Source organism: Desulfitibacter alkalitolerans DSM 16504 (genome assembly GCF_000620305.1).
In the GTDB taxonomy this organism is placed as follows: Bacteria; Bacillota; DSM-16504; order Desulfitibacterales; family Desulfitibacteraceae; genus Desulfitibacter; species Desulfitibacter alkalitolerans.
In genome coordinates, this window is record NZ_KK211100.1 from 157,031 (window position 1) to 183,210 (window position 26,180).

The 26,180-nt window shown below is 37.3% G+C and carries 21 protein-coding genes; all 21 read right to left on the reverse strand.

From position 1 onward, the window contains the following. Window positions 1-104: 104 nt before the first annotated feature. The gene (locus K364_RS0106390; protein WP_028307325.1) at window positions 105-3,791 is read right to left on the reverse strand and encodes a PolC-type DNA polymerase III; all 3,687 of its coding nucleotides are present in this window, start codon (window positions 3,789-3,791) and stop codon (window positions 105-107) included. Window positions 3,792-3,806: 15 nt separating this feature from the next. Then, the gene (locus K364_RS0106395) at window positions 3,807-4,457 is read right to left on the reverse strand and encodes a glycosyltransferase family 2 protein (RefSeq protein WP_028307326.1); all 651 of its coding nucleotides are present in this window, start codon (window positions 4,455-4,457) and stop codon (window positions 3,807-3,809) included. Between the two features lie 24 nt (window positions 4,458-4,481). Continuing rightward, complete coding sequence (locus tag K364_RS0106400; protein ID WP_028307327.1) at window positions 4,482-6,203, reverse strand: proline--tRNA ligase; 1,722 nt, start codon at window positions 6,201-6,203, stop codon at window positions 4,482-4,484. Window position 6,204: 1 nt separating this feature from the next. Further along, on the reverse strand, window positions 6,205-7,266 hold the full coding sequence (gene ispG, locus K364_RS0106405) for a flavodoxin-dependent (E)-4-hydroxy-3-methylbut-2-enyl-diphosphate synthase (RefSeq protein ID WP_028307328.1): 1,062 nt from the start codon (window positions 7,264-7,266) through the stop codon (window positions 6,205-6,207). Window positions 7,267-7,280: 14 nt separating this feature from the next. Beyond that, a complete protein-coding gene (gene rseP / locus K364_RS0106410) occupies window positions 7,281-8,294 on the reverse strand; it encodes an RIP metalloprotease RseP (protein ID WP_028307329.1) in 1,014 nt (337 codons plus the stop codon). After that, complete coding sequence (locus tag K364_RS0106415; RefSeq protein WP_028307330.1) at window positions 8,294-9,463, reverse strand: 1-deoxy-D-xylulose-5-phosphate reductoisomerase; 1,170 nt, start codon at window positions 9,461-9,463, stop codon at window positions 8,294-8,296. The genes rseP and K364_RS0106415 overlap by 1 nt, the downstream gene beginning before the upstream one ends. An 11-nt stretch (window positions 9,464-9,474) precedes the next feature. Then, window positions 9,475-10,578, reverse strand: a complete 1,104-nt coding sequence (gene ytvI / locus K364_RS0106420; protein WP_028307331.1) for a sporulation integral membrane protein YtvI — start codon at window positions 10,576-10,578, stop codon at window positions 9,475-9,477. A gap of 18 nt (window positions 10,579-10,596) precedes the next feature. Continuing rightward, window positions 10,597-11,385, reverse strand: a complete 789-nt coding sequence (locus tag K364_RS0106425; protein ID WP_051533840.1) for a phosphatidate cytidylyltransferase — start codon at window positions 11,383-11,385, stop codon at window positions 10,597-10,599. 9 nt (window positions 11,386-11,394) lie between these two features. Next, window positions 11,395-12,168 carry an undecaprenyl pyrophosphate synthase gene (uppS, locus tag K364_RS0106430; protein ID WP_028307333.1) on the reverse strand — a complete coding sequence of 258 codons (774 nt, stop codon included), beginning with the start codon at window positions 12,166-12,168 and terminating at the stop codon, window positions 11,395-11,397. 280 nt (window positions 12,169-12,448) lie between these two features. After that, window positions 12,449-13,006 carry a ribosome recycling factor gene (gene frr, locus K364_RS0106440; protein WP_028307335.1) on the reverse strand — a complete coding sequence of 186 codons (558 nt, stop codon included), beginning with the start codon at window positions 13,004-13,006 and terminating at the stop codon, window positions 12,449-12,451. Window positions 13,007-13,010: 4 nt separating this feature from the next. Next, window positions 13,011-13,727, reverse strand: a complete 717-nt coding sequence (gene pyrH / locus K364_RS0106445; protein WP_028307336.1) for a UMP kinase — start codon at window positions 13,725-13,727, stop codon at window positions 13,011-13,013. Window positions 13,728-13,820: 93 nt separating this feature from the next. Beyond that, window positions 13,821-14,471 (reverse strand): translation elongation factor Ts, encoded by a 651-nt coding sequence (gene tsf, locus K364_RS0106450; RefSeq protein ID WP_028307337.1) that lies wholly within the window; start codon window positions 14,469-14,471, stop codon window positions 13,821-13,823. Between the two features lie 66 nt (window positions 14,472-14,537). Beyond that, the gene (gene rpsB, locus K364_RS0106455; RefSeq protein ID WP_028307338.1) at window positions 14,538-15,257 is read right to left on the reverse strand and encodes a 30S ribosomal protein S2; all 720 of its coding nucleotides are present in this window, start codon (window positions 15,255-15,257) and stop codon (window positions 14,538-14,540) included. 182 nt (window positions 15,258-15,439) lie between these two features. Then, a complete protein-coding gene (gene codY / locus K364_RS0106460; protein ID WP_028307339.1) occupies window positions 15,440-16,225 on the reverse strand; it encodes a GTP-sensing pleiotropic transcriptional regulator CodY in 786 nt (261 codons plus the stop codon). A gap of 44 nt (window positions 16,226-16,269) precedes the next feature. Further along, the gene (gene hslU / locus K364_RS0106465; RefSeq protein ID WP_028307340.1) at window positions 16,270-17,676 is read right to left on the reverse strand and encodes an ATP-dependent protease ATPase subunit HslU; all 1,407 of its coding nucleotides are present in this window, start codon (window positions 17,674-17,676) and stop codon (window positions 16,270-16,272) included. 15 nt (window positions 17,677-17,691) lie between these two features. Beyond that, a complete protein-coding gene (gene hslV, locus K364_RS0106470) occupies window positions 17,692-18,222 on the reverse strand; it encodes an ATP-dependent protease subunit HslV (RefSeq protein WP_028307341.1) in 531 nt (176 codons plus the stop codon). A gap of 30 nt (window positions 18,223-18,252) precedes the next feature. Continuing rightward, the gene (gene xerD / locus K364_RS0106475; RefSeq protein ID WP_035268304.1) at window positions 18,253-19,146 is read right to left on the reverse strand and encodes a site-specific tyrosine recombinase XerD; all 894 of its coding nucleotides are present in this window, start codon (window positions 19,144-19,146) and stop codon (window positions 18,253-18,255) included. A gap of 129 nt (window positions 19,147-19,275) precedes the next feature. After that, window positions 19,276-20,595 carry a methylenetetrahydrofolate--tRNA-(uracil(54)-C(5))-methyltransferase (FADH(2)-oxidizing) TrmFO gene (trmFO, locus tag K364_RS0106480; protein ID WP_028307343.1) on the reverse strand — a complete coding sequence of 440 codons (1,320 nt, stop codon included), beginning with the start codon at window positions 20,593-20,595 and terminating at the stop codon, window positions 19,276-19,278. Continuing rightward, window positions 20,585-22,711: a type I DNA topoisomerase gene (topA, locus tag K364_RS23060; protein WP_035268307.1), complete on the reverse strand. Its 2,127-nt coding sequence runs from the start codon at window positions 22,709-22,711 to the stop codon at window positions 20,585-20,587. Before topA ends, trmFO begins: the two co-directional genes overlap by 11 nt. Window positions 22,712-22,729: 18 nt before the next feature. Continuing rightward, on the reverse strand, window positions 22,730-23,839 hold the full coding sequence (dprA, locus tag K364_RS0106490) for a DNA-processing protein DprA (RefSeq protein ID WP_028307344.1): 1,110 nt from the start codon (window positions 23,837-23,839) through the stop codon (window positions 22,730-22,732). 166 nt (window positions 23,840-24,005) lie between these two features. Beyond that, window positions 24,006-26,177, reverse strand: a complete 2,172-nt coding sequence (locus K364_RS0106495) for a Tex family protein (RefSeq protein WP_028307345.1) — start codon at window positions 26,175-26,177, stop codon at window positions 24,006-24,008. Window positions 26,178-26,180 lie beyond the last annotated feature (3 nt).

The window sequence follows — 26,180 nt, forward strand, 5'->3', positions numbered from 1 at the left end:
CTTTAAATAAAATGAGAGTGGGCCAGGACCCACTCATTAGCTAAGCTTCTGTAATATTAATCATTCCATATAGCAGTATATCATATCCTAACACGCTAATCAAGCTAAAACAAGGTTAATTGGTTTTTTTCTGGTAATCCTTCTAAAATTCCATTTTCTTTTAATACTTGAACAACATTTTTAGTTAACTTTGCCTTGTTCTGCAGGTCTTCAACTGAAGTTATTTCTCCACTTTCCCTGGTTTCCACAATTTTTTTTGCAGCAATTTCTCCAAGTCCTTGCAAAGAAATAAAGGGACACAAAAGCTGACCATTTGCTATCTTAAATCTAAAGGAATCAGAATCCCATAAATTAATCATTTTTGGCTTGATCCCTCTTAAATACATCTCAAGGGCCACTTCTAGTATGTTGTATTGCCCTTTTTCCTTTGCTGTTGCATCGTTTCCCAGGGATTCAATCTCCTGCATTTTAGATATCACCTTATCCTCCCCTTGACATATTAATTCTGCATCAAAATCATCCCCTCGTACGGAGAAAAAGGCGGCATAAAAGGCTTCAGGATATTTCACCTTAAAGTATGCAATTCTAAATGCCATTGTTACATATGCCACAGCATGTGCCTTGGGAAACATATATTTTATTTTTTCACAAGAATCTATGTACCAATCTGGCACTTTATTTGCGAGCATCAGTTCCTTGTATTCCTGCTTTAATCCCTTTCCCTTGCGTACATCCTCCATTATTTTAAAAGCCTCAAGTGATGGCAGACCCTTTTCAATTAAATAAACCATAATATCATCTCTGCAAGCAATAGTTTCATTTAAAGTAGTAATCTTCTTTTTAATAAGTTCCTGAGCATTATTTAACCATACATCAGTTCCATGGGACAGACCACTAATTCGAACCAGCTCTGCAAAGGTGCTTGGCTTGGTTTCCTCAAGCATCCCTCTAACAAATTTGGTGCCAAACTCTGGTATACCTATGGTTCCAATTGAGGTGTTTAACAATTTTTCATCTCTAAGGTTTAATGGCCCTACTCCGGAAAATATACCCATGGTCTCCTTATCATTTAACGGTATTTTTTTTGCATCAACCCCTGTAAAGTCTTCCAACAGTTTAATCACAGTAGGATCATCATGACCCAATATGTCAAGCTTGACCAGGCAATCATGAATGGAATGATAATCAAAGTGTGTAGTTATTGTGTTGGTTTTAGTATCATCAGCTGGTCTCTGGATAGGCGTAAAAGCATGTATATCCTTATCATGGGGTACTATCATTAAACCTCCAGGATGCTGCCCAGTAGTTCTTTTAACACCGGTACAGTTTTTTATTAATCTATCCCGTTCTGCTGCTCTGCATTTTACACCATTTTCCTCAATATATTTTTTTACAAAACCAAAGGAAGTTTTTTCTGCAACTGTTGCAATGGTGCCTGCCCTAAATACTTTATCAGAACCGAAAAGCTCCTCAGTATATTTATGAGCATTGGGCTGATACTCCCCTGAAAAATTTAAATCAATGTCTGGAACCTTATCCCCCTTAAAACCCATAAACACTTCAAAGGGGATTTGATGTCCATCTGTTCTCAGGGTGTTATTGCATTTTGGGCAGGCTTTTTCTGACAAGTCTGCTCCACACCCTACTGAGCCATCTGTAATAAACTCATTATATTTACAGTAATCACAAATATAATGAGGAGCTAATGGATTTACTTCAGTAATGCCTGTTAATGTGGCTACAAGAGATGAACCTACTGAACCTCTTGAACCTACCAAAAAACCATCGTCATTAGATTTTTTTACAAGCTTATGAGAAATTAAATATAGTACTGAGTATCCATTTGAAATTATTGAATCCAATTCCTTATTTATGCGCTCAGTAACGATTCCTGGTAATGGATCGCCATATAATTCTTTTGCCCTCCTCCAGGTCATATCTCTGATCTCTTCTTCTGCTCCAGCAATCTTTGGCGGAAAAAACCCTGTAGGTATGGGGGACAATTCCTCTACCATATCAGATATAATATGAGGATTATCTATAACTACAGCCTCAGCATCCTGCTCTCCAAGGTAGGAAAACTCATCCAGCATTTCTTGAGTTGTTCTAAAATATAGAGGTGCTTGATTATCATCTTTATAGCCCTGTCCAGCCATAAGAATTCTTCTAAAAACTTCGTCATGTTTATCTAGAAAATGAACATCACCAGTAGCCACCACCGGCTTATTTAAGTTTTTACCTAATTGGAGAATAGTTTTATTCATATCTACTAGATCATTTTCAGACTTGATAGTACCATTTTCAATTAAAAACGCGTTATTTGCCCTGGGTTGAATCTCTAAAAAGTCATAAAAGGAAGCTATATCTATCAATTCTTCAACTTTTGTTCCTTTAATATAGGACTGAATTAACTCGCCTGCTTCACATGCTGTTCCTAAGAGCAGCCCCTCTCTATATTCTTGGAGAATACTTTGGGGAATCAATGGCCGTCGATAAAAGTATTCTAAATGGGATAATGAAACCAACCGATAAAGATTTTCCAGACCCTGCCTGTTTTTGGCCAGAACAATAATATGGTACCTTGAAGAGCTTTTAACATCTTGATTTTTTATCAAATATCCTTCTAGACCATAAATGATTTTTACCCCATGTTTTTTACCGGCTGCAAAGGCATTTGGAAAAGCCTGCACTACACCATGGTCTGTTATGGCTATAGCTTTATGGCCCCACATGGCTGCTCTTTCAATACATGCTTCTACATCAACCAGACCGTCCATTGAGCTGAATTTTGTATGTAAATGGAGTTCAATTCTTTTTTTGTTTGCGCAATCCATCCTTGTTTGTTTTGAAGATTTTTCAATATATTTTGCAATTATTATCTGTTCACCAGAATATCTGTCAAATTGTAAATCACCAATCACCTTCACGCTCATTCCACTCTTGATAGGAAAATTCAACTTTATGTCATCACGTTCAAATACCTTAACAGTGATGGAATCTGTTTTATCGGAAATATTAAAGGAAAACATGATATTACCATTTTTTAATTTAATTGATTCCATGGAAAAAACTTCACCTGAGATTGCTACCCGTTTTTGATGATCCGCTCCTAAACGTGCTATGGCAAGGTGACTGCAGTTTTTTGAAGGCTTTCCAAAAATAACGTTAGTACTGACTGCATTGTTATTTTTCTCAATAACCTTCTCTTGAGGCAGGTTTGTAATTTTTTTATTAGCATCATGTATTTTTTGGATGTACTTTTCTAGAAGATTGTCATCATGCTGTTCCCGCTTTTCTTCTATGATAATTTTCACATCTATATCAAAATAAAAATTGACTTTCATGCATTGACAAATTAATTCTTCATAACCACCCTTGGACAAAATATTAACTCCCATTTTACCAGGGAGTTGGATATATAGAACTGCATCCTTAAGTCTCAAGGTTGCATTCATGAGCCAGATTTTGATGTCTGGAAAAAACCAGCATAAGTTCTCCCTTATTAAATCTAAATCTTCCTTACCCATGGTTTTAAAATCATATTTAGATAGGTTATAATAGGGAACAATATTGACTTTCTTTAAGGCATGGCTGCAATCCATCAACGCACTTGCCAGGGCTTCAAGGTGTGCATACTCCAATAGGCGAGTAATTTCAACATGAATAGTCCAACAGCATTCCCTATTGCTGACCTCCACCGTACGAATCTTACACATCTTTAAAAGTTCTCCAATAATCTGCTTTTTATTAAGCTTGCTTATGTCCATATCAGATTGATGTAAAGTAGACATTGTATTCCTCCATAATCAATCCTTAGTTCCAGTTTTTATATTGGTTGAAACAAATTTAGCTATTTCCCAATACATTTTCATGCGAGCTAGAAAACCCTTGATTAACCCCAGTTTTTCCTCTTTCATGACATGGGTCAAGTCCTCTAATATTACTTCTTTGACAGGTAGATGATTGTCCCTTGCGTACTTTGTGAGCGCCACTTCAACACCAAATCTAGTTGCATCTAGATTAGATATTTGTGAAAAAAGTTCTTTTCCAACTACTCTTTGTCCAGACAAAAAGGGAGCCAGAAACTGAGCCAAATCTGTAGCTATCCGACCATGTTCAAAAACCCCTACAGTCATCACATAACCTTCCTCAATGACTGGCTGAATAAGCTTATTTATATGCTCTTCTTTTAAGCCTATTAGATCGGCATCTAAGAAGAGGATATTTGGGTGTAATGCTAGTTTAGCACCCTCCATCATGGCGCCACCCTTACCAAGGTTCTCCTTTAGTCTAATAACCTTAACTCCATAAGAAGCTGCTACTTGTGCCGTCCTATCGGAAGAACCATCATCCACCACTATAATCTCATCTAGTAGTTTAATGCCAACTAGAACTTTTAAAACATTGCCTATATTGTTTTCTTCATTGTAGGCTGGAATTACAACGGTAACTTTCATTTTTGGCCCCCTTGTAGTTTTACACTAAAGACTCCTTATATCAGCTTTAATAAGATTATTTATTGCTTCAACCACATTTTCTACCCTTACTGATTGTTGTGCTTCTTTGTTTTTGCGTATAACTAAATCTACTGTGCCTTCAGTAATAGTCTTTTTACCAATGATTATCTGCAGAGGATACCCTATTAAATCAGCATCTTTAAATTTAACACCTGCCCTTTCATCCCTATCATCCATGATAACTTCTACACCACTATTCTTAAGATCTTGGTATATACCTTCAGCTACCTGAACCTGCTGCTCATCCCTACTTGAAACAGGAATAACTGCAGCGTGAAAGGGTGCTATTGTCATGGGCCAGATGATTCCATCCTGGTCATGGTTTTGTTCTATGGCAGCTGCCATGGTTCTACCCACACCTATCCCATAACAGCCCATTACTATATAATTATTATTACCCTTTTCGTCGGCATAAACTGCTTTTAAAGCCTCACTATACTTGGTCCCTAGTTGAAAAACCTGACCAACCTCTATTCCCCTGGCTTTTTTTAAACTTCCAGTACTACATGGACATTTTTCCCCTTCTTCCACAATTCTAACATCCGCCTCAATATCAATTCTAAAATCTCTTCCAGGGTTTACATTAATTAAATGGTAGTCCTTTTCATTTGCACCAACTACTATATTTGATAAATAGTTTATTTCAGCATCTGCAATAATTTTCACCTTCTGTGGCATATCAACTGGGCCAACATATCCCATTGGAATCCCTATTTCCTCTTGAATTACAGCTTCACTAGCTATTTCAAGATTTACACAGTCTAGTAGGTTTTTTACCTTAATTTCATTTACCGACCTGTCACCTCTAACAAGAACGCAAACAAGCTCCTCATCAGCCTTGTAGAGCATTGTTTTTATTGTCTTAGACTTTGGAACGTCTAAATGTTCAGCTAATTTATCCATTGTTTTTGCACCTGGTGTATGTACCTTCTCTATGGCCTTGAGTTCTTCCCCTGGCAGCACCTCTGGATGGGCTTCGGCCTTTTCCACATTTGCTGCATATTCACAATTTGGGCAGTACACTATCTCAGCCTCACCATTTTGAGCTAATACCATAAATTCATGGGATGTTTTACCTCCAATGGCGCCTGAGTCTGCTTCAACGGCTCTGAATTCTAAACCACACCTTCTAAAGATATTTACATAGGCATCATACATCTTTTTATAGCTAACTCTCATTCCTTCGACGTCCTTGTCAAAGGAATAAAGATCCTTCATAATAAATTCTCTGCCGCGCATTAAGCCAAATCGAGGTCTGCGTTCATCTCTATATTTATTTTGGATTTGATATAAAAGTAATGGCAGCTGTTTATAGGAGCTAACTTCCTTTCTAACTATATCAGTGAGCACCTCCTCATGAGTAGGGCCCAAGCAAAAGTCACGTTGGTGTCTATCCTTTAATCTAAACAGTTCGTCACCATATACGTTCCACCTGCCAGTTTCAAGCCATAATTCTGCAGGGTGAATACTAGGCAACCCTAACTCTAATCCTCCAGCCTTATTCATTTCATCTCTGATAATATCCATGATTTTTTGCATAACGCGCCAGCCCATTGGCAGGTAGCTATAAACACCTGAAGCGACCTTTTTAATAAATCCAGCCCTTAATAAAAGCTTGTGAGAAACAATTTCTGCCTCAGCCGGCACTTCTCTTAAAGTATTTGCAAGCATATTGGAAACCCTCATTTTAATCACCTTCTCCTAGCATTCTTTTAATTTCTTCTTCTAAAAGGTCCACAAGCTTTTCCTGTGGAGCATTTGCTATTATCTTGCCTTTTCGAAAAACTAATCCCTTTTTATTTCCACCAGCTATGCCAACATCACAATGCTTTGCCTCTCCAGGACCATTTACCGGGCAACCCATGACCGCAACTTTAATAGGCTTGTCTACCCATGCTAGTCTTCTTTCTACTTCTTCAGCCATGGCAATAAGATTTACCTGACACCTGCCACATGTTGGACATGATATTAATTCTAATCCTCTTTTTCTCAGCCCCAAAGCACTTAGAATCTCATATCCTATAAACACTTCGGTTTCAGGAGGACCTGTGAGAGAGACCCTAATAGTATCACCTATTCCTTCTGATAAAAGGATTCCAAGCCCAACAGCAGATTTGACTGTTCCTCTTAATACTGTGCCAGCCTCCGTAACCCCTAGATGTAGAGGGTACTCTACTTCTTTTGCCAGTAACCTGTAGCCCTCTACCATTAACTTAACATCTGAAGATTTGACCGAAATTTTAATTAGATCATAATCCAGGTTTTCTAAAATTCTAACATGCCTTAAAGCACTTTCTACCAGCGCATCTGCTGTTGGAGTTCCGTATTTTTTTAAAATGTCCTTTTCTAGAGATCCTGAATTAACGCCAATTCTAATGGGAATACTTCTTTCCCTGGCTTGAAAGACAACCCTTTTTATGGCATCAATACTGCCTATATTTCCTGGATTTAAACGTAGTCCATCTGCACCACTTTCTATGGATTGAAGAGCCAGCCTGTAGTCAAAATGAATATCTGCAATCAAAGGAATAGAAATTTTAGCTTTAATCTCTCTAATGGCAAGGGCTGCTTCCTGATTAATTACAGCCACTCTCACTAGCTCACAGCCAGAATCACTTAGATTGTTAATCTGCTTTACAGTAGAGCTTATATCTCTGGTATCAGTATTTGTCATTGACTGTACTACTATAGGATTATTTCCGCCAATACACACATTTCCTACGCTGATTACTTTACTCTTTCTTCTCAATTGCTTATTCCCTTTCAATTAAAGATTCTAAGAATGTCTTTATATGTAATAAGTATCATTAAAAGAATTAACATAGCAAACCCTATTAAATGCACAAAGTTCTCCCTTTCAGGATTGATCGGTTTTCCCCTAACTCCTTCTATTGCAAGAAATACAAGCCTGCTTCCATCCAAGGCTGGGATTGGAAGTAAATTAATCAATCCAAGATTTAGGCTCAGCAATGCAGCAAAATTAAAGATCATTCCAGCCCCATATTGTGCTGCCTCACCTATCATCTGAACTATCCCAACTGGTCCAGCAACTTCTGCAGGGGCTTGACCTGTAACTATATGAACTAAACTGGTGACAATCAAAACTAAAATTGCAATGGCGCGTTCAGTTCCAAGTTTCAATCCAGTCCAAACATCATAGGTTTTTAGACTATCCCTTATTCCAATTAGCCCTAAACCTGTTTCAGGATCCTTCTTAGGGGTAACGTCTATCTGCAGTATGGTATTTTCACGCTGCACAGTAATAGTCAAGTTCTTTTCTGGATTTTTCTGTATTATTTGAGTAAGTTCCAGCCAGTTATTAACTGGTTCACCATTGATAGCAGTCAACTGGTCACCCTTTTTCAAGCCTGCTTGTTCTGCTGGGAAGCCTGCAATAGTATCGCCAATGACATTTGAATTAGCCGGAACACCTATAAAGGAAAAAACTAGAACAAATAGTACTATTGCTAACAGAAAATTCATAAGTGATCCTGCTACAATTACCAACATTCGTTGTGATACAGTCTTGCTGTTGAACCCCTTCTCATCATCCTCTGTCCCAGGTTCCATCCCAGACATCTTGTTATAGCCGCCAATAGGAAGTGCCCTTAAAGAGTAATCCGTTTCACCATATTTAACACCCAAGATCTTGGGTCCCATACCAATGGCAAACTCTTCTACTCTAATACCAGTTGCCTTTGCCACTATAAAGTGTCCTAATTCATGGACAAGAATTAGTACTCCAAATATAAGTATAGCTAATACAGCTGTATTCATTAATTAATCAACCCCTTGTAATAAACATTCTTTACTTCCAATCTTATTGCTTTGTCAGCTTCAAGTATATCCTCCAGTGATGGATTGGTAATTTGTTGACTTTTTGCTAGAGCTGTTTCTACCAGCTGGGGAATCTGTAAAAATTTTATCTGGTCATTTAAAAACATCTCTACCGCTGCTTCATTTGCTGCATTTAATATGGTAGGCATAATACCTCCCACTTTACCTGCCCCATATGCCAGTTCCAATGATGGAAACTTTTGCAAATCAGGTTTCTCAAAGGATAATGTACCCACCTGGGTAAAGTCTAGTTGTTTTAGTGCATTCCCCCATCTTTTAGGATATGTTAAAGCAAATTGTATTGGTATACGCATATCAGGATAACCTAGATGGGCCAGTATAGAACCATCAGCATATCTTACCATGGAATGAATAATACTTTGAGGATGAACCACAACTTCAATTCTACTATAGTCTATGCCAAACAGCCAATGGGCTTCAATTACTTCTAAACCTTTATTCATTAGTGTAGCTGAATCAATACTTATCTTACTTCCCATGGACCAATTAGGGTGTTTTAATGCCTCTTGTCGTGTGACATTTCTTAAGGCGTCTAGCGAATAACCTCTAAAGGGCCCTCCTGATGCAGTCAATACTATAGAAGCAATGGCCTCAGCCTGATCTGGTTCAATGCATTGAAATACTGCTGAATGTTCACTATCCACAGGCAATAAGTTAACACCATTCTTATTAACCTCCTCCATTACCAGAGCACCAGCAGCAACTAGTGTTTCTTTGTTAGCCAGGGCAATATCCTTGCCACTTTTAATGGCTGCAAGGGTAGGCACCAAGCCTGCAGCCCCGCTTATAGCAGCAACAACAAGATCAACATCCTCCATCACTGCTGCTTCAACAACTCCTTCTAAACCAGAAAGAACCTTCCTTTGCCTGCTTTTATACTTAACCCCAAGTTTTTTTGCACACTCCTCATTTGTAACTGAAATAACCTGAGGATTATATTTAATTATTTGTTTTTCTATAAGATCTATTCTATTTCCACCTGAAGCAATGGATACAACCTTAAACTGCTCCGGAAACATATCAACCACCTGCAGGGTTTGTAGTCCAATAGAACCTGTACTCCCTAACAATGCTATCTTTTTTTGCATAAGTCCTCCCATTAATAATGACGATTAAATACACCTGATTTCCAGCTAGTTTTAATCACAACCCAGATTATTGGCCCCAATATCAACCCCAATACACCCATGAGTCGTAAACCCACAAATAATGCGATTAGAGCCTCTAATGGATGTAGCCCTATGTTGTCACCTACTACCTTTGGCTGTGAAACTTGTCTTACTACACTAACAATAGTATATAAAATTAGTAGTACAACTGCAAAGCCATAATTGCCATTAAGCATCTCCCATATGATCCAGGGAACAAAAACTGCACCTGGCCCTACAACTGGCAGTATATCTGCAATGCCAACTAATACTGCTACTAAAAAAGCATAAGTCACTCCAAGTATCTGTAAACCTAAAAAGGTAATACCAGCAGTTATCAGCATAAGAATTACCTGGGCCCTTATATAGCCAAAAAGTGCACTGCCGGTCTCTGAGCCAATAAGCACTATCCTCTTATATAGGGTAGAAGGTAAATGCTTTTCAAATGATTTTAATATCATATCTTTATCTCTGCTAATAAAAAATATTGCTATGACTGCAAATACAAAAACTATGATTCCCATTGGCAGCAAGGCAGCCAATTCAATGAGAAAATTGAGCAGTCCTATACTGATGTCTCTTACAGAAGCTAACACATCTGAAGTGTTTTCATCTATTAAGTCCATTAACTGGGGAGGTATATTTATTGCAGTAAAGAGGTTCTGCAAATTATCAGCAATTTCAAGTATTTTTGCATTAATACTGCTGGCATGTTTGGGGAAATCATTAGAAAACTTCATTAATTCTATTACCAACATGGAAATTAGCCAGATGAGAACACCTATAATAGCTGCAAAAAAAAGAGCAATAACTAGTATAATTACTGGTGTCCTGGATAATCTCAGTTTTTTCTCAAATAGGCTTACAATAGGTTCCAGCAGCCCAACAAAAACCAGGGCAATTACAAAGGGAAGTATTAGTGGAATAATTCTACCAAGAATGTTCCAGGCCGCAGGAAAAAGATAGTAATAAAAAAGAAAAATTGCTAAAAATATTAATACAATTGTAGCTGCCTTTAATAAATTTCTAATTTCCTTTTCTGGTAAGTCTTTCATTTAAACTCTTCACCCCAGTTAAAAAATCTTCAAAATGGATATGAAATAATAGGTAATGGGTACTGTAAATAAAATACTGTCAAATCTATCAAGGACTCCACCGTGTCCTGGCAAAAGGTTTCCTGAATCTTTTACATTTGCACTGCGCTTTAAAAGTGATTCAAACAAATCTCCTATCTGTCCCAATATGGATATTAATAAACCAAGGATTATTGCATTTAGGACTCCAATGGGGATTAATGTAAAATGTAAAATGACAGCTGTCAGCATGGTTACTATAATACCGCCTATTGCCCCCTCTTGGGTCTTATTAGGACTTATGCTGGGAGCTAGCTTTCTGCTTCCAAAGTACCTTCCGCTGAAATATGCACCTGTATCAACCATCCAGGTTAATAGAAAGGCCATGAATATTAATAGAAATCCATTGGGCAAGTCTCTTAACAGTAAGATATATTTTAAAAAGCTCAGATATATTACTCCTAAAAGACTTACCGCCATTGTAACTAAACTTATTTTATTAAGTAATACTAGATTAATAATTAACAGCATGAATACTATAAAAATGGCAAAAATACCGTGTTCTCCTTTGTATATATAAGACTCTCCTATCAACAAAAAGCCTCCAATATACATGGACATCTTTAACGGAAAATAGCCTGCATTCTCTGTCATATGTATAAACTCTTTAAGACCTAAAAAGAATACTGCTAAAACTGCTATTAGTAATGGAATGGAACCAAAATAGATTAAAGATATCAATAGGGGTATCCCAAATACAGCAGTAATTAATCTGTGTTTAAGCACCATATCCCCTCCTTATTTCTTTATTCCTCCAAACCTTCTATCCCTATTCTGATAATCAATTATAGCTTCTATTAGATTATCCTTTCGAAAATCAGGCCAGAGGACACTAGAAACATATATTTCCGTATAGGCTGTTTGCCAGAGATAAAAATTTGATAGTCTCATTTCCCCAGAGGGTCTAATTAATAAGTCAGGGTCTGCTTGTCCACCAGTAAATAAAAGGCTAGCAAATATCTCTTCGGTAACTTCATCATTTTTTAAATTGCCTTCACATATTTTTGCTGCAAGTTTTTTGGCAGCCTCTACTATTTCTAATCTTCCCCCATAGTTTAGAGCAATATTTAATATCAGCTTATGGTTTTTTTTAGTCAATGCATGAGCTTTAGCTATTTCAGTCTGTGCAGATGGTGGGAGCTTGTCTAAACTGCCAATACAATTAATTTTCACTCCATTTTTATGTAAGTCATCTTTTTCTGTAGCTAGATGTTTAGTTAATAATTCCATTAAGATACTAACTTCTTCTTTAGGCCTCTTCCAGTTCTCCGTAGAAAATGCAAATACACTAAGTATTTTAATGTTTAACTCTATACAAGCTTTGACTATATCCTTCAAAGCTTCCACACCAGCCTTGTGTCCGGCATATCTTGGCAGGCCCCTTTTTTGGGCCCATCTTCCATTTCCATCCATAATTATTGCCACATGTTGGGGTATCTTATCCCTATTAATCCTACCCAGGGGCATATCTTGGGCGAAATGCTTATTTTTAAAAAATTTTAAGAAGTCCATTTTTTCCTTACTCCTAACCTGATAAGTAAAAGTAAACCCCCTTTTCAAAGGGGGTCATCAAAAAGCAGATCATTGCCTTTAGCCTCATACCCAATAACTAAATATACAGATTTGTGATCATTAGCTTGCCTTAGTATCCTTACTTTATTCAAGTCTAATTGCTGACCCTTATCAGCATAAGTATAATTATAACTTACTTCTATCCCTGCTTGGTATAGTATTTCAAGCCCCATTGATAATTCAAAGCCTAAAACATTAGGAATAATATTCTTCTTAATAACTATACCTCCATTATTTCCATTTCTTTGTTTTCTAATAATTGATTAATTTTTTCAATATAATTATCAGTCAGCTCCTGAATTTTGTCTATGCCTTTTCTTGCATCATCCTCACTTATTTCGCCATCTTTTTCAAACATTTTTATTTGATCGTTGGCATCTCTCCGGGAGTTTCTAACCTCCACACGAAAATCCTCTGACTTCTTTTTAACCATTTTTACAAGTTCTTTTCTTCTTTCTTCAGTCAATTGGGGAATGGAAATTCTGATAACAGAACCGTCATTATTGGGGTTGAGACCTAAATCAGATTTTAATATGGCCTTTTCAATATTACCAATGACACTTTTATCCCAGGGTTGAATCATCAACAATCTTGGCTCTGGTACTGAAATATTGGCCATCTGGTTGATAGGAGTTGGAACACCATAATAATCCACCCTAATCTTGTCCAGGATAGCGGGATTGGCTCTTCCTGCTCTAATAGATGCAAATTCCTTTTTTAACACTTCAATGGTCTTCTTCATTCTTTCTTCCGCTTCACTATAAATCTCGTTTAACATACTCTTACCTCCCTACATATGTTCCAATTTTTTCCCCTAAAACTGCTTTTAAAATGTTTCCGTGTTGATTTATATTAAATACAATCAAAGGTATTTTATTATCCATGCAAAGTGATGTAGCTGTAGAGTCCATTACTCCCAGACCCCTGTTTAGCACATCAATATAATCTAAATCTGAAAACTTTTTTGCAGCAGGATTCTTCACTGGATCACAGTCATATACACCATCCACTTTTTTAGCCATTAAAATTACTTCTGCTTCAATCTCAGCTGCCCTTAAAGCTGCAGTAGTATCAGTAGAGAAGTAAGGGTTTCCAGTTCCCCCTGCAAAAATTACAGTCCTACCCTTTTCAAGATGCCTGATAGCTCTGCGCCTGATATATGGTTCAGCAATTTGCCTCATTTCAATGGCTGTTTGAACCCTTGTATCAACTGAAACAGCTTCTAAAGCATCCTGTAGGGCAAGGGCATTAATGACTGTTGCCAGCATACCCATATAATCTGCCGTTGCTCTATCCATGCCCTTTGAGCTGCCTGATACACCTCTCCATATATTTCCTCCGCCTACCACAATAGCCATTTCTACTCCTAACTTGACCACATCCTTAACCTGCATGGCTATTAAATTTATAGTTTTTTGATCAATACCATAATCATTGTCACCTGCTAATGCTTCACCACTTACCTTTAATATTACCCTTTTAAATTTAGGCTCATGCAATGGATAATCCCTCCATCAACTAAATTAAATTCTACGTGCGCTTTCAAAACCCTTTCAGTATTCAAAAAAAAGAGAACACAAAAGGTGTTCTCTTTAATTTTGACACATCATAGATTGAACTTCTGATGCAAAGTCAGCCTTTTGTTTTTCTATGCCTTCGCCAAGTTCAAAACGACTAAACCTTCTTACAGAAATATTTTCCCCAATCTTTGCTATCTTTTCTTTAATTAAATCCTTAACTGCCTTGTCAGGATCTTTAATAAATGGTTGCTCAAGTAAGCAAATCTCTTTTAGATATTTTTCAAGTCTGCCGGTTACCATTTTTTCTACAACTTTTTCAGGCTTTCCTTCATTTAATGCCTGTGCTTTAAGTATAGTCTTTTCTTTTTCCAAAATCTCTTGGGGTACATCCTCAGGTGATACATATAGAGGTTTAGAAGCAGCTATCTGCATGGCTATATCATGACACAACTCTTTAAAATCGTCTGTCTTGGCAACAAAATCAGTTTCACAATTAACTTCTACTAAAACGCCAATACGACCATTTCCGTGTATGTAAGAGGCAACTGCTCCGTCTGCTGCAACCCTACCTGATTTTTTCGCAGCATCAGCTAAACCTTTTTCCCGTAAGTAGTCAATTGCTTTTTCTAAATTTCCTTCACATTTTTGGAGTGCCTTTTTACAATCCATCATACCAGCACCAGTTTTTTCTCTAAGCTCTTTTACCATTGAAGCGGTGATCATTATCTACACCCCCGGTTTTTACTTAATTTTATTAAGGGGATTGAATAAATCAATCCCCAATACTAGCTATTCATTAATAACTTCTAATTCAGCCTCGCCTATAGCTGCCTGTGCTCCTTCAATAACAGCGTCAGCCATTTTTGCTGTTAATAGTTTAACAGCTCTAATAGCATCATCGTTACCAGGAATCACTATATCTACTTCGTCAGGATCACAATTTGTATCAACAATTGCAACAATAGGTATGTGTAGTCTTTTAGCTTCAGCAATAGCAATTCTTTCTTTTCTAGGATCTACAACAAATAATGCTCCAGGCAGCTCAGTCATTTCCTTAATACCACCAAGGAATCTTTGAAGCTTATCCCTCTCATGCATCAACTGTGCAACTTCCTTTTTAGGCAAAAGATTAAATGTTCCATCTACTTCCATTTTCTCAAGTTCGTATAATCTTTCAACTCTTTTGCGAATGGTTCCAAAGTTAGTCAGCATTCCTCCAAGCCAACGCTCATTTACATAAAACTGTCCAGAACGCTCAGCTTCTTCTTTTACAGATTCTTGAGCTTGTTTTTTAGTCCCTACGAATAAAATTTTCTTTCCGCTAGCTGCAACATCCCTAATGAAGTTATATGCATCCTCAACCATTCTTACTGTTTTTTGTAGGTCGATAATGTAAATACCATTTCTTTCAGTAAAAATGTAACGAGCCATTTTAGGATTCCATCTTCTAGTCTGATGGCCAAAATGAACACCTGCTTCTAACAATTGTTTCATTGAGATAACACTCATTACGTACACCTCCTCTCAGGTTATATCCTCCGCTTACTGTCATCATTCACCAAAGACTAATTAATAGCCACCCATGTGGAATTCCAGCAGCGTGTGTATTTTTCACCTAAAAAAGTATATCACACACTTATATTATTGACAATAATTCTAATAGTAAATTCAAGAAATTTTCAACCCAATAATTATCCTCTTAACTTGGTTAATTCTTCAAGTAAGTTCTCATTTAAAACTCTAATATAGGTCCCCTTCATGCCAAGGGACTTGGACTCAATGACACCAGCACTCTCAAATTTTCTTAAAGCATTAACAATTACTGACCTTGTAATGCCAGCTCTATCTGCTATCTTACTGGCAACTAAAACTCCCTCATCGCCATCTAATTCAGCAAAAATATGCTCAACTGCCTCTAGCTCAGAATAAGACAAGGTACCCAGGGCAATGTGCACTGCTGCTCTTTTGCGTGCTTCGTCTTCAATTCTTTCAGCCTTTGACCTCAAGATTTCCATGCCTACCACAGTTGCACCATATTCTGCCAGTATCAAGTCTTCACTTGTAAACTCATCATTAAATTTGGCTAGCACCAGAGTACCTAAACGCTGGCCACCGCCCATAATAGGTACTATAGTAGATAACTTACTGTTAAATAAACAGCTTTGACCTGCAGAATTAAATACACATGAGTTTTCATTTTGGCTGAAATTAGCCTTGGTTTCACTAATTCTTAGCAATTCATCGTTATATGTTTCTGGAAATCTTTCAGAACGGTATACTATGTTTTCCATAATTTCACATGCAAAACCTTCAATAAAGGCATGTCCTAGTATTTTACCGTGCCTGCTGACTATATAACAATTAGCATCAATCTCCTGGCAAAGAACCTGGGCAATTTCATCAAAATCTACTGGGTTTCCTGCCGTTTTTTGTAGTAATCTGTTAATGTTTCTGGTTTTTTCTAATAAAGATTTCAATATATTCCCTCCTTGTAATAAACCAAATTAAGTACTAATATATGTTATAGTATATAACGACTTAAATCTTGGTCTTGAACTATATTATTTAATTTATCTTCCACAAACTTTTTATCTATTATGATATTCTTCTGGTCAATATCTGGGGCATCATAAAATAAATCTTCTAAAAGCTTTTCTAATATGGTATGTAACCTTCTTGCACCTATATTTTCTGTTTGTGCATTAACCGTTGAACCAATCTCTGCTATTGTATTTATAGCATCTTCCATAAAATCAATTTTTATTCCTTCTGTTTCTAATAATGCTGTATATTGTTTAATCAGGGAATTTTTGGGTTCTGTTAGTATCTGCTTAAAGTCATCTTTTGTAAGACTCTGCAGCTCAACTCTTATTGGAAACCTACCCTGCAGTTCCGGTATCAAATCGGAAGGTTTACTTGTGTGAAAAGCTCCTGCAGCAATAAATAATACATGGTCTGTTTTTACAGGACCATGCTTGGTCATTACTGTTGAGCCCTCTACTATGGGAAGAATGTCTCTTTGAACACCACCTCTTGAGACATCTGGCCCATGACCACTTTCTTGCAGAGCAATTTTATCAATCTCATCAAGAAAGACTATTCCCTCTTGTTCAGCAGCATTGATTGCAGCAGTTACAACTTCATCCATATCTATCAATTTGTCGGCTTCTTGTTGTAAAAGTATTTTTTTTGCTTCTTTTATAGGTAATCTTTTCTTCTTACTTTTTTTTGGCAGAATTCCTCCTAACATGTCTTGAAAATTAATCCCCATTTCTTCCATACCAGAACCAGAAAAAATCTCTAAAGTTGGCGCTGTGTTGTCTTGTACTTCAATTTCTATTAATTCTTCCTCCAGCTCAAGTCTATTGAGTTTACTTCTTAAAATCTCCCTTTGTTCCTTTACTCTCTCTATCCTGTTCTGGAAATCCTGTTCTTGGGCGTCTGTGTCTGAAGCATTAGCATCTGTTCCAAACAACAGTTCTAATGGATTCTTATTGCTCTTTGATTTAGCTGGCAGGGGCATTAGGATGTCAATTATTCTATCCTCAACACCCTTTTCTGCTTGTTTTTGAACTTTATCTCTTTTTGTAGTTTTTATCATCCTAATGGATGTTTCTACCAGATCCCTGATTATAGATTCAACATCCCTTCCAACATAGCCTACTTCTGTGAACTTTGTAGCTTCTATTTTTATAAAAGGTGCATTAACAAGCCTGGCAAGTCTCCTTGCTATTTCTGTTTTGCCAACTCCTGTTGGACCAATCATAATAATATTCTTGGGGAAAATCTCTTCCTGAAGCTCCTGGCTTAACTGTTTACGTCTATATCTATTTCTTAATGCTATAGCTACGGCTTTTTTTGCATCACCTTGACCAACTATATATTTGTCTAAATGCATAACTATTTCCTTGGGAGTCAAATAATCCATTTTTTCCCCTCCATATTATAACACTTCAACAGTAATATTGTGATTTGTAAAAACACATATTGATGCTGCAATATGTAAAGCTTCAGTAACTATCTCTTCTGGAGATAATTTAGTATGATTTGCTAAAGCTTTAGCCGCTGCTAACGCATAACCTCCACCGGAACCAATGGCTGCTATATTATCATCTGGCTCTATTATTTCTCCGTTACCAGAAATAATAACCAACTGTTCATGATTTCCTACTACAAGCAATGCCTCAAGTTTTTGAAGTATTCTATCTGAACGCCATTCTTTTGCCAATTCTACCGCAGCCCGCTGAATATTACCTTGATGCTGTTCCAGTTTTTTTTCAAATTTATCAAATAAGGTAAATGCATCAGCTACTGACCCTGCAAATCCAGCCAGTATTTTGCCATTAAATAGTCTTCTAACTTTTTTTGCCCTCTGCTTCATAACTGTTTTATCTCCAAAGGTAACCTGCCCATCCCCACCAATTGCCAGCCTATTACCTTTTTTTACAGCAACTATAGTTGTTGCATGAAACATTTGCTCACACCTTTCTTTGTTCTGCCTAGCTTATGCTCTTGGATGAGCCTTATCATAAACCTGTTTAACTCGACTTTTTGTAAAATGTGTATAAATTTGTGTTGTAGACAGTTCCACGTGGCCCAGCAGCTCTTGCACAGATCGCAAATCAGCCCCATTATCCAACATATGCGTTGCAAAGCTATGTCTAAAGGTATGTGGACTGACATTTTTGCTAATGGCTGCTGTTTTAATATACTTTTTAACAATATTCCTAATGCTTCTGTCAGTCAACCTATCTCCCCTGTTATTTAAAAAAAGAGCTTGGGTATTCTTTTTTTCATTTAGAAGCTTTACTCTACTTTCACTTATGTAGACCTTGAGATAATGAATTGTCATATCAGACAGCAGGGCCAGTCTTTCCTTATTTCTTTTACCTAGTACCTTTATGCACTTGTTTGGCCAGGAAATATCTTCAATGTCTATTGACACAAGCTCACTAACCCTAACACCTGTTGCATACAATACCTCCATTATAGCCCTGTCTCTAATGCCATAAATACTTTGCAAATCTGGCATTTGTAAAACTGCCGTGACTTCTTCTCCATATAAAAATGTAGGCAATCTTTTTTCGGTTTTTGGCAGGGATAGCCTCAATACAGGAGATTGTTCAAGAATACCCTTATTTACCAGGTGCGTAAAGAAACACCTTAGGGCAGACATTTTTCTTGATATGGAGTTTCTGCTTAAGCTTTTAGAATATAAAAAGGCCAGATATTTTCTAATAGTCAATAGTTTAATTTCTTCTATAGATATACTCAAATCTCTACAATATGTCAGGAAATCTTTAACATCATCCCCATAAGCCTTTACAGTATTTTCAGATAGGTTTTTCTCAATTAATAGATGGTTATTAAAAGGTATAATATATCCATCTACATTCATGTACACCACCTACAGTACTATTTACTTTTAAAAACTAAAAAGCACTAAAAATCCTGTCTTTAATGTTAACATATCAAAATATATTAGACAAGATAATGAAAATATATTTTTGTAATATTCAAAATATATTTATATACTCTCTAAGCCTGCTATTATTTCTTGTAAATCTTCCATGGCTCGCTTTGCCATTAAAGCTTTTTTGAGCTTCTTATCCTTGATGGTTTTCCCCAAGGGGCTAAACAGCCCAAAGTTAACATTCATGGGCTGAAAAGCTCCTGCTCCAGGTCTGGTAATGTAATTGCTTAACGCTCCAATGGCAGTAGTAGTAGGAAGCACAATAGGATCTTTGCCCTTTAAAAGGTTGTAACAATTAATTCCAGCCACCAGACCGCTAGCTGTACTTTCAACATACCCTTCCACACCTGTAATCTGACCAGCAAAAAAAATGTCATTTTGGGAAATTAATTGGAAGGAAGGTTTTAGTAGTTCTGGACTATTTATAAAAGTATTTTTATGAATAACCCCGTAACGCACTATTTCTGCTTTTTCCAGACCAGGAATCAGTCTTATCAACTTTTCCTGATGACCCCACTTTAGACTGGTTTGAAAGCCCACAAGATTAAAAAGAGTACCTTCCATATTATCTTTGCGGAGCTGAACAACAGCATATGGTTGAGTATTATCCTTTGGATTTATAAGGCCAACAGGCTTTAACGGACCAAAAATTAAGGTTTTGAAACCCCTTTTGGCCATAACTTCAACTGGCATGCACCCTTCAAAATAAACCTCTTTTTCAAATACTTTGGGTTTGTTTACTTCTGCTGTCACAAGATAATCATAAAAAGCCTTATATTCTTCCTCTGTCATTGGACAGTTTAAATATGCTGCTTCCCCCTTATCATACCTTGAGGCCCAATAGACCTTTTCCATATCTATACTATCCTTAGTGACAATGGGGGCCGCTGCATCATAAAAATGTAAATAGCTGGAGCCAGTAAATTCTAATATAGATTGTGCCAGGCTGTCACTGGTTAGTGGTCCTGAAGCTATGACTAATGGTCTGTGATTAGGAATTTCCTTAACTTCCTCAATACTAACTTCAATATTTTCATGACTACTAATCTTTTCTGTGACCATCCTTGAAAATCTGTCTCTATCAACGGCTAATGCCCCACCTGCCGGCACTCTGGTTTCATCAGCACATTTAATTATCAAAGACTTGAGCATTCGCAGCTCTTCCTTTAATATTCCCACAGCATTGTCAAGGGAATCAGCCCTTAGAGAATTGCTGCAAACCAGCTCTGCTAATTGATCTGTCTTATGAGCAGGAGTCATGGCTATAGGCCTCATTTCTTTTAATATAACTTTAACTCCACGCTCTGCTAATTGCCATGCTGCTTCTGAGCCCGCCAGACCTCCACCAACAACCATTACTGAGTTAGTGAGCATTTACCTTATCACCTTTCGTTTCTTTCTCTGCTTTATCATCAACAAAGTCACATTCCTTTGAAGTACAAACAATTTTATTTTCTTTTTTTGAGTTCTTTTCCACCAAGAACCCTTTACACTCTGGACAAGCTAATCCTGTTGGTTTATCCCATGAGACAAAATCACATTCAGGATAGCTACTGCAGCCATAGAATATTCTTCCCTTTTTACTTTTACGTATTATAATATCTCCAGCCTTACACTGTGGACACTTAACTCCAATGTTTTCAATGATAGGCTTGGTGTTTCTGCATTCGGGAAAGCCTGGACATGCAAGAAACTTGCCGTATCTCCCCATTTTAATAACCATATTTCTACCACATTTTTCGCATAGCTCCTCAGAGACTTCATCTTCGAGCTCAATCTTGCCTATTTCATTTTCCGCCTTGTCAAGGAGCTTCTCAAAGGGACTGAAGAACTTATCAATAACTTCCTTCCATGTGGCAGTCCCCGCCTCAATTTTATCCAACTCTTCTTCCATTTTTGCAGTAAATTCCACATTAATTATGGAAGAAAAGTACTCATCTAACAGCTCTGTAACTAAATATCCAAGGTCAGTAGGCTGAAAATTCTTTTGTATTCTTTGTACATAACCCCTGGCAATGATAGTTTCTATAATGGGGGCATATGTACTTGGCCTTCCTATGCCTAGTTCCTCCAGTGTTTTTACAAGTGATGCTTCGGTAAACCTTGGAGGCGGTTGAGTAAAATGCTGTTTAGGAATAATATCTAATGCCAGCAGCTTATCTCCCTCTGCTACCTCAGGCAAAATACCCTCCTCCAGTTCCTCCTCTGTGTTATCACTGCCCTCAATATATACCTTCATGAAACCATGAAATTTTAGTATAGAACCATTGGCTCTAAATATATAATCGTCTACTGTTAAATCTATGGTTATTGTGTCAAAAACTGCTGATGCCATTTGGCTGGAAATAAATCTCTCCCAAATCAACTTATACAATCGAAGCTGGTCTCTAGACAGATTAGCCTTTATATCATCAGGAGCTCTAAAAACAGATGTAGGTCTTATTGCCTCATGGGCATTCTGGGCCTGCTTTTTAACTGAGTATTGCCGCGATTTTTGGGGATAATATTCTTTCCCATAAGAATTAATAATATATTCCCTGGCCTCTGCCTGGGCTGCTTCAGATATTCTGGTAGAATCAGTTCTGATATAAGTAATCAAGCCTGTTAATCCCTGTTTTTTCCCAAGGTCAATACCCTCGTACAATTGCTGTGCAATTCTCATTGTTTTTTTGGCAGTAAAATTCAGCTTCCTAAAGGCCTCTTGCTGAAGGCTGCTGGTGACAAAGGGAGGTGCAGGGTTTTTGCGCCTTTCCCTTTTTGTCACTTTAGAGATGTGTGCCTCTTTGCCTTTGACTTTCTCTACTATTAACCCTGCTTCTTCACTAGTCTTTATATCGACATTTTTACCACTAATTTTAAAAAGTTTTGCTTCGAATCTTTTTTCTTTTTTACTTACACCAAATTGTCCCGTAATAGTCCAATATTCTTCTGAAACAAAGTCTTCAATTTCATCTTCTCTATCACATACCAGTTTAACTGCAATTGATTGAACCCTTCCTGCACTGAGACCTTTTCGAATCTTTTTCCACAATAAGGGACTTAATTTATACCCCACAAGCCTGTCTAAGATCCTTCTAGCCTGCTGCGCATCCACCCGCTTCATATCTATGGGTCTGGGATTCTTAACAGCTTCAGCTATAGCTCCCTTTGTGATTTCATTAAATTCTATTCTGCAAGGTTCATCTGACTTGATATTTAAAACCTGCTGCAAATGCCATGCAATGGCTTCTCCTTCTCTGTCAGGGTCAGCAGCAAGCAAAATCTTCTTGGACTTTTTGGCACTTTCCCGTAATTCCTTAAGAATTTTACCCTTACCTCGTATTGTTATATATTTAGGTTCATAATTATTCTCCGGTTCAACTCCCAGTTGACTTTTAGGCAAATCTCTGATATGTCCCATGGATGACTTTACTATATATTTTCTTCCTAGAAATCTACTTAGGGTTTTTGCTTTAGCAGGAGATTCTACTATAACTAAAACATCGGCCATTTTTTCACCCCGATCCTTCTATATCCCTTCATTAAAGGAACTTCTTATTATTTTTTTCCCACAAACCTGATTAATTAAACCCTTAACTTCTAATAATGTTAATAAACTATTTAATTCATCTGGTTTTAGACCAGTTTTAGCACATAAAAATTCTATTTCCACTGGATTGTCATTGATTAGGTTTAATACAAGCTCTTCTTCTTTGCTTAAGGGTATTTTATGCCCATGATTATGTAGTGAGGATTCACTTTCCGTGTTCCAGCAACCAATGTATTCTTCTAGAACTGAATCAATGTCAGTAATTATTTTTGCACCCTGTTTTAGTAAATTATTTGTACCTCTACTATTCTTGCTTGTTATGTTTCCAGGCACAGCAAAAACATCCCGTCCCTGCTCAAGTGCAAAGTCAACGGTAATTAGTGAGCCACTTTTGGCGGCTGCCTCTACAACAATAACACCTTGTGAAAGACCACTAATTAACCTGTTTCTTGCGGGAAAGTTAGCAGCTTCAGGGCCTACACCAGGAGGATATTCACTTATGACTAATCCATTTTGAATTATTTTATTGAACATACCTTTGTTTTCTGGTGGATATATCACATCCAGGCCTGATCCCAAAACAGCTGTTGTGTAGCCTCCAGTTGATAATGCTCCTAAATGAGCATGAGAATCAATACCCCTGGCCATGCCGCTAATAACATTAATACCCTTTTGAGCCAACTTGATAGCTAGATACTTGGTAACCTCTTTCCCGTAATTACTGCAGTTTCGGGAGCCAACTATTGCAATGTTTAAAGCATGCCCTTTCAAAAGCCCTTTATAAAAAAGAATAAAGGGAGGATCATGTATTTGTTTTAATAATGATGGGTAACGGTCATCGTCTATTGTAATATATTCTATCCCTTTGGATAATACGAATTCATGATACTCCTTAAGATTTAATTTATCCCGTGTTTTGGAAAATTCCTCAGAGACCTTAGCATAACCACCAAGAGCTTTTGTCCACTCAACAGGATCTGCTTCCCAAGCCTTCTTCGGGTCCCCAAAGTATGTGATCAGCCTTTCAAGCCTGGCGGGACCAATACCTCTTATTTTAGAAAATCCCAGGTAATATAGTCTATTTTCCATATCCCATACCTCTTAAAAGTTATCTTCATCTAAATTCCTACACCTTTATTTCTAAAAGTGTAAAGAAAAACAACACCGAAACAACGGTGTTTTTCAGAAATAGCTTCATAGCGAATACTATTATAACTTTTATTAATTGTCAAGAATATTTGGGTAAAATAATTCATTAGTCTTGAACCATTCGTAAGGAGATCCTCCCCTTATTCATATCTAGATTATCAACCCATACTGTTACTACATCTCCAACAGATACTACTTCCATGGGATGCTTTACATAATTCCTTGAAAGTTTAGAAATGTGAACCAGCCCATCCTCCTTCACGCCTATATCTACAAATGCTCCAAAATCCACAACATTTCTAACTGTCCCCTGTAGCTCCATTCCCTTTTTTAAATCCTGTATTTGCAGAACATCTGTACGCAGAATGGGTTTGGGCACCTGGTCTCGAGGATCTCTTTCCGGACTTATTAAATTATTGATTATATCTGTTAAGGTAGGCTTGCCTAGTTCTAGTTTTGCACTTAGAGCATCAATATTTATCTGTCCCAATGCTTCCTTAAGCTCAACTGAACCAATCTTATCTTCAGTAAGACCTACATGCTTTAATAGAAGCCTTGTTTCTTTATAAGTTTCTGGATGGATGCCTGTTCTATCCAGTGGATTGTCTCCATCCATTATTCTTAAAAACCCTATACACTGTTCATAGGTTTTCTTGCCAAGCTTTTTTACATTCTTTAACTGATCCCGATTGGCAAACCTTCCATCTTCATCACGTTTATTAACAATATTTGCAGCAACAGTTTTATTAAGGCCAGCAGCATACTGTAATAAAGAAACAGATGCAGTATTCACATTGACACCTACCTGGTTGACCGCTGTTTCTACCACAAACTTTAATGCAGAGTTTAGACTCTGCTGGCTTACGTCATGCTGATACTGGCCAACACCTACAGACTTTGGATCAATTTTAACCAACTCCGCCAGGGGATCTTGTATTCTTCTAGCAATTGACACGGCACTTCTTTCTTCTACCTGCAGGTCAGGAAATTCTTCTCTTCCCTGACTGGAAGCAGAATATACACTTGCTCCTGCCTCATTAACAATGATGTATGGGACATGGTTATTCAGTTCTTTTATTGTCTCAACAATAAACTGCTCAGTCTCTCTGGAGGCAGTTCCATTTCCAATGGCAATGACATTTACCAGGTATTTATTAACCAGGCTTTTTACAACTTCCTTGGATTTTTGAATTTCTTTTTTTGGAGGTGTTGGATAAATAACATTGACAGCAAGGAGCTTTCCTGTTTCATCTACAACTGCCAGCTTGCAGCCAGTCCTATAAGCTGGATCAATTCCTAACACAATCTTGTTTTTCAAGGGTGGCTGAAGTAAAAGATTTCGAAGATTCTTGGCAAAAACATTTATAGCCTGCTCCTCAGCCTTCTGTGTTATTTCTCTTCGTATTTCTCGTTCAATAGAAGGTTCAATAAGCCTTTTATAACTGTCTTCTATGGCTTCCTCAATATTACTCATCACAGGTGAAATATTTGAATTTATTACTCGTGATTGTATGTAAGCAATACTCTTTTCTGCAGGACAAACAAGCTTAACTCTCAATACCTCTTCCTTTTCTCCCCTATTAATGGCGAGGACCCGGTGTGATGGCATCTTTGATGCCAATTGCTCATATTCATAATAAACTTCATATGTGTTCTTTTCATCAATAGATTTATCCTTGACCGTGGACTGCAGAATTCCTTCCTTAAGTGCAATATCTCTTAATGCCCCGCGAATACCTGGATCGTCAGCTATAACTTCTGCAATAATGTCTTTTGCACCTTGAATAACATCTTCAACTGTATTTAAATCATGTTCCTCTGATATGTATTTTTCTGCTTCCTTTAAAACATTAGCTTCTTTGGGAAATGAAAGCATCCACAAAGCAAAAGGTTCTAAACCCTTTTCTCTGGCCACCATGGCCTTTGTCCTTCTTTTCTGTCTAAATGGCCTGTATAGGTCCTCAACCTCTTGTAATATTTGGGCTTGATGTATTTTTTCAGATAATTCATCTGTCAGCTTACCCTGCTCGCTAATTAATCTAATTACCTCTTCTTTTCTGGTATTTAGAGAGTTTATATACTCCCACTTTTCCCAGACCTTTAGGATTGTCACCTCATCAAGGCTCCCAGTGAGCTCCTTACGATAACGTGCAATAAAGGGAATTGTATTCCCTTCTGTTAACAGCTGGACCACATTATTTACTGCCTTAACATCAAGGACTAGTTCCTTTGCTATAGTTTTTACTATAGCTGCTTGTGATGTGTTTATATCTGACATTTA

What these genes read in the sequence shown, in the direction of transcription:
- K364_RS0106390 (WP_028307325.1), bottom strand. Translation starts at nt 3,791, where the DNA reads ATGTCTACTTTACATCAATCTGATATGGACATAAGCAAGCTTAATAAA.
- K364_RS0106395 (WP_028307326.1), bottom strand. Translation starts at nt 4,457, where the DNA reads ATGAAAGTTACCGTTGTAATTCCAGCCTACAATGAAGAAAACAATATA.
- K364_RS0106400 (WP_028307327.1), bottom strand. Translation starts at nt 6,203, where the DNA reads ATGAGGGTTTCCAATATGCTTGCAAATACTTTAAGAGAAGTGCCGGCT.
- rseP (WP_028307329.1), bottom strand. Translation starts at nt 8,294, where the DNA reads ATGAATACAGCTGTATTAGCTATACTTATATTTGGAGTACTAATTCTT.
- K364_RS0106415 (WP_028307330.1), bottom strand. Translation starts at nt 9,463, where the DNA reads ATGCAAAAAAAGATAGCATTGTTAGGGAGTACAGGTTCTATTGGACTA.
- ytvI (WP_028307331.1), bottom strand. Translation starts at nt 10,578, where the DNA reads ATGAAAGACTTACCAGAAAAGGAAATTAGAAATTTATTAAAGGCAGCT.
- K364_RS0106425 (WP_051533840.1), bottom strand. Translation starts at nt 11,385, where the DNA reads ATGGTGCTTAAACACAGATTAATTACTGCTGTATTTGGGATACCCCTA.
- uppS (WP_028307333.1), bottom strand. Translation starts at nt 12,168, where the DNA reads ATGGACTTCTTAAAATTTTTTAAAAATAAGCATTTCGCCCAAGATATG.
- frr (WP_028307335.1), bottom strand. Translation starts at nt 13,006, where the DNA reads ATGTTAAACGAGATTTATAGTGAAGCGGAAGAAAGAATGAAGAAGACC.
- tsf (WP_028307337.1), bottom strand. Translation starts at nt 14,471, where the DNA reads ATGATCACCGCTTCAATGGTAAAAGAGCTTAGAGAAAAAACTGGTGCT.
- rpsB (WP_028307338.1), bottom strand. Translation starts at nt 15,257, where the DNA reads ATGAGTGTTATCTCAATGAAACAATTGTTAGAAGCAGGTGTTCATTTT.
- hslU (WP_028307340.1), bottom strand. Translation starts at nt 17,676, where the DNA reads ATGGATTATTTGACTCCCAAGGAAATAGTTATGCATTTAGACAAATAT.
- hslV (WP_028307341.1), bottom strand. Translation starts at nt 18,222, where the DNA reads ATGTTTCATGCAACAACTATAGTTGCTGTAAAAAAAGGTAATAGGCTG.
- xerD (WP_035268304.1), bottom strand. Translation starts at nt 19,146, where the DNA reads ATGAATGTAGATGGATATATTATACCTTTTAATAACCATCTATTAATT.
- trmFO (WP_028307343.1), bottom strand. Translation starts at nt 20,595, where the DNA reads ATGCTCACTAACTCAGTAATGGTTGTTGGTGGAGGTCTGGCGGGCTCA.
- topA (WP_035268307.1), bottom strand. Translation starts at nt 22,711, where the DNA reads ATGGCCGATGTTTTAGTTATAGTAGAATCTCCTGCTAAAGCAAAAACC.
- dprA (WP_028307344.1), bottom strand. Translation starts at nt 23,839, where the DNA reads ATGGAAAATAGACTATATTACCTGGGATTTTCTAAAATAAGAGGTATT.
- K364_RS0106495 (WP_028307345.1), bottom strand. Translation starts at nt 26,177, where the DNA reads ATGTCAGATATAAACACATCACAAGCAGCTATAGTAAAAACTATAGCA.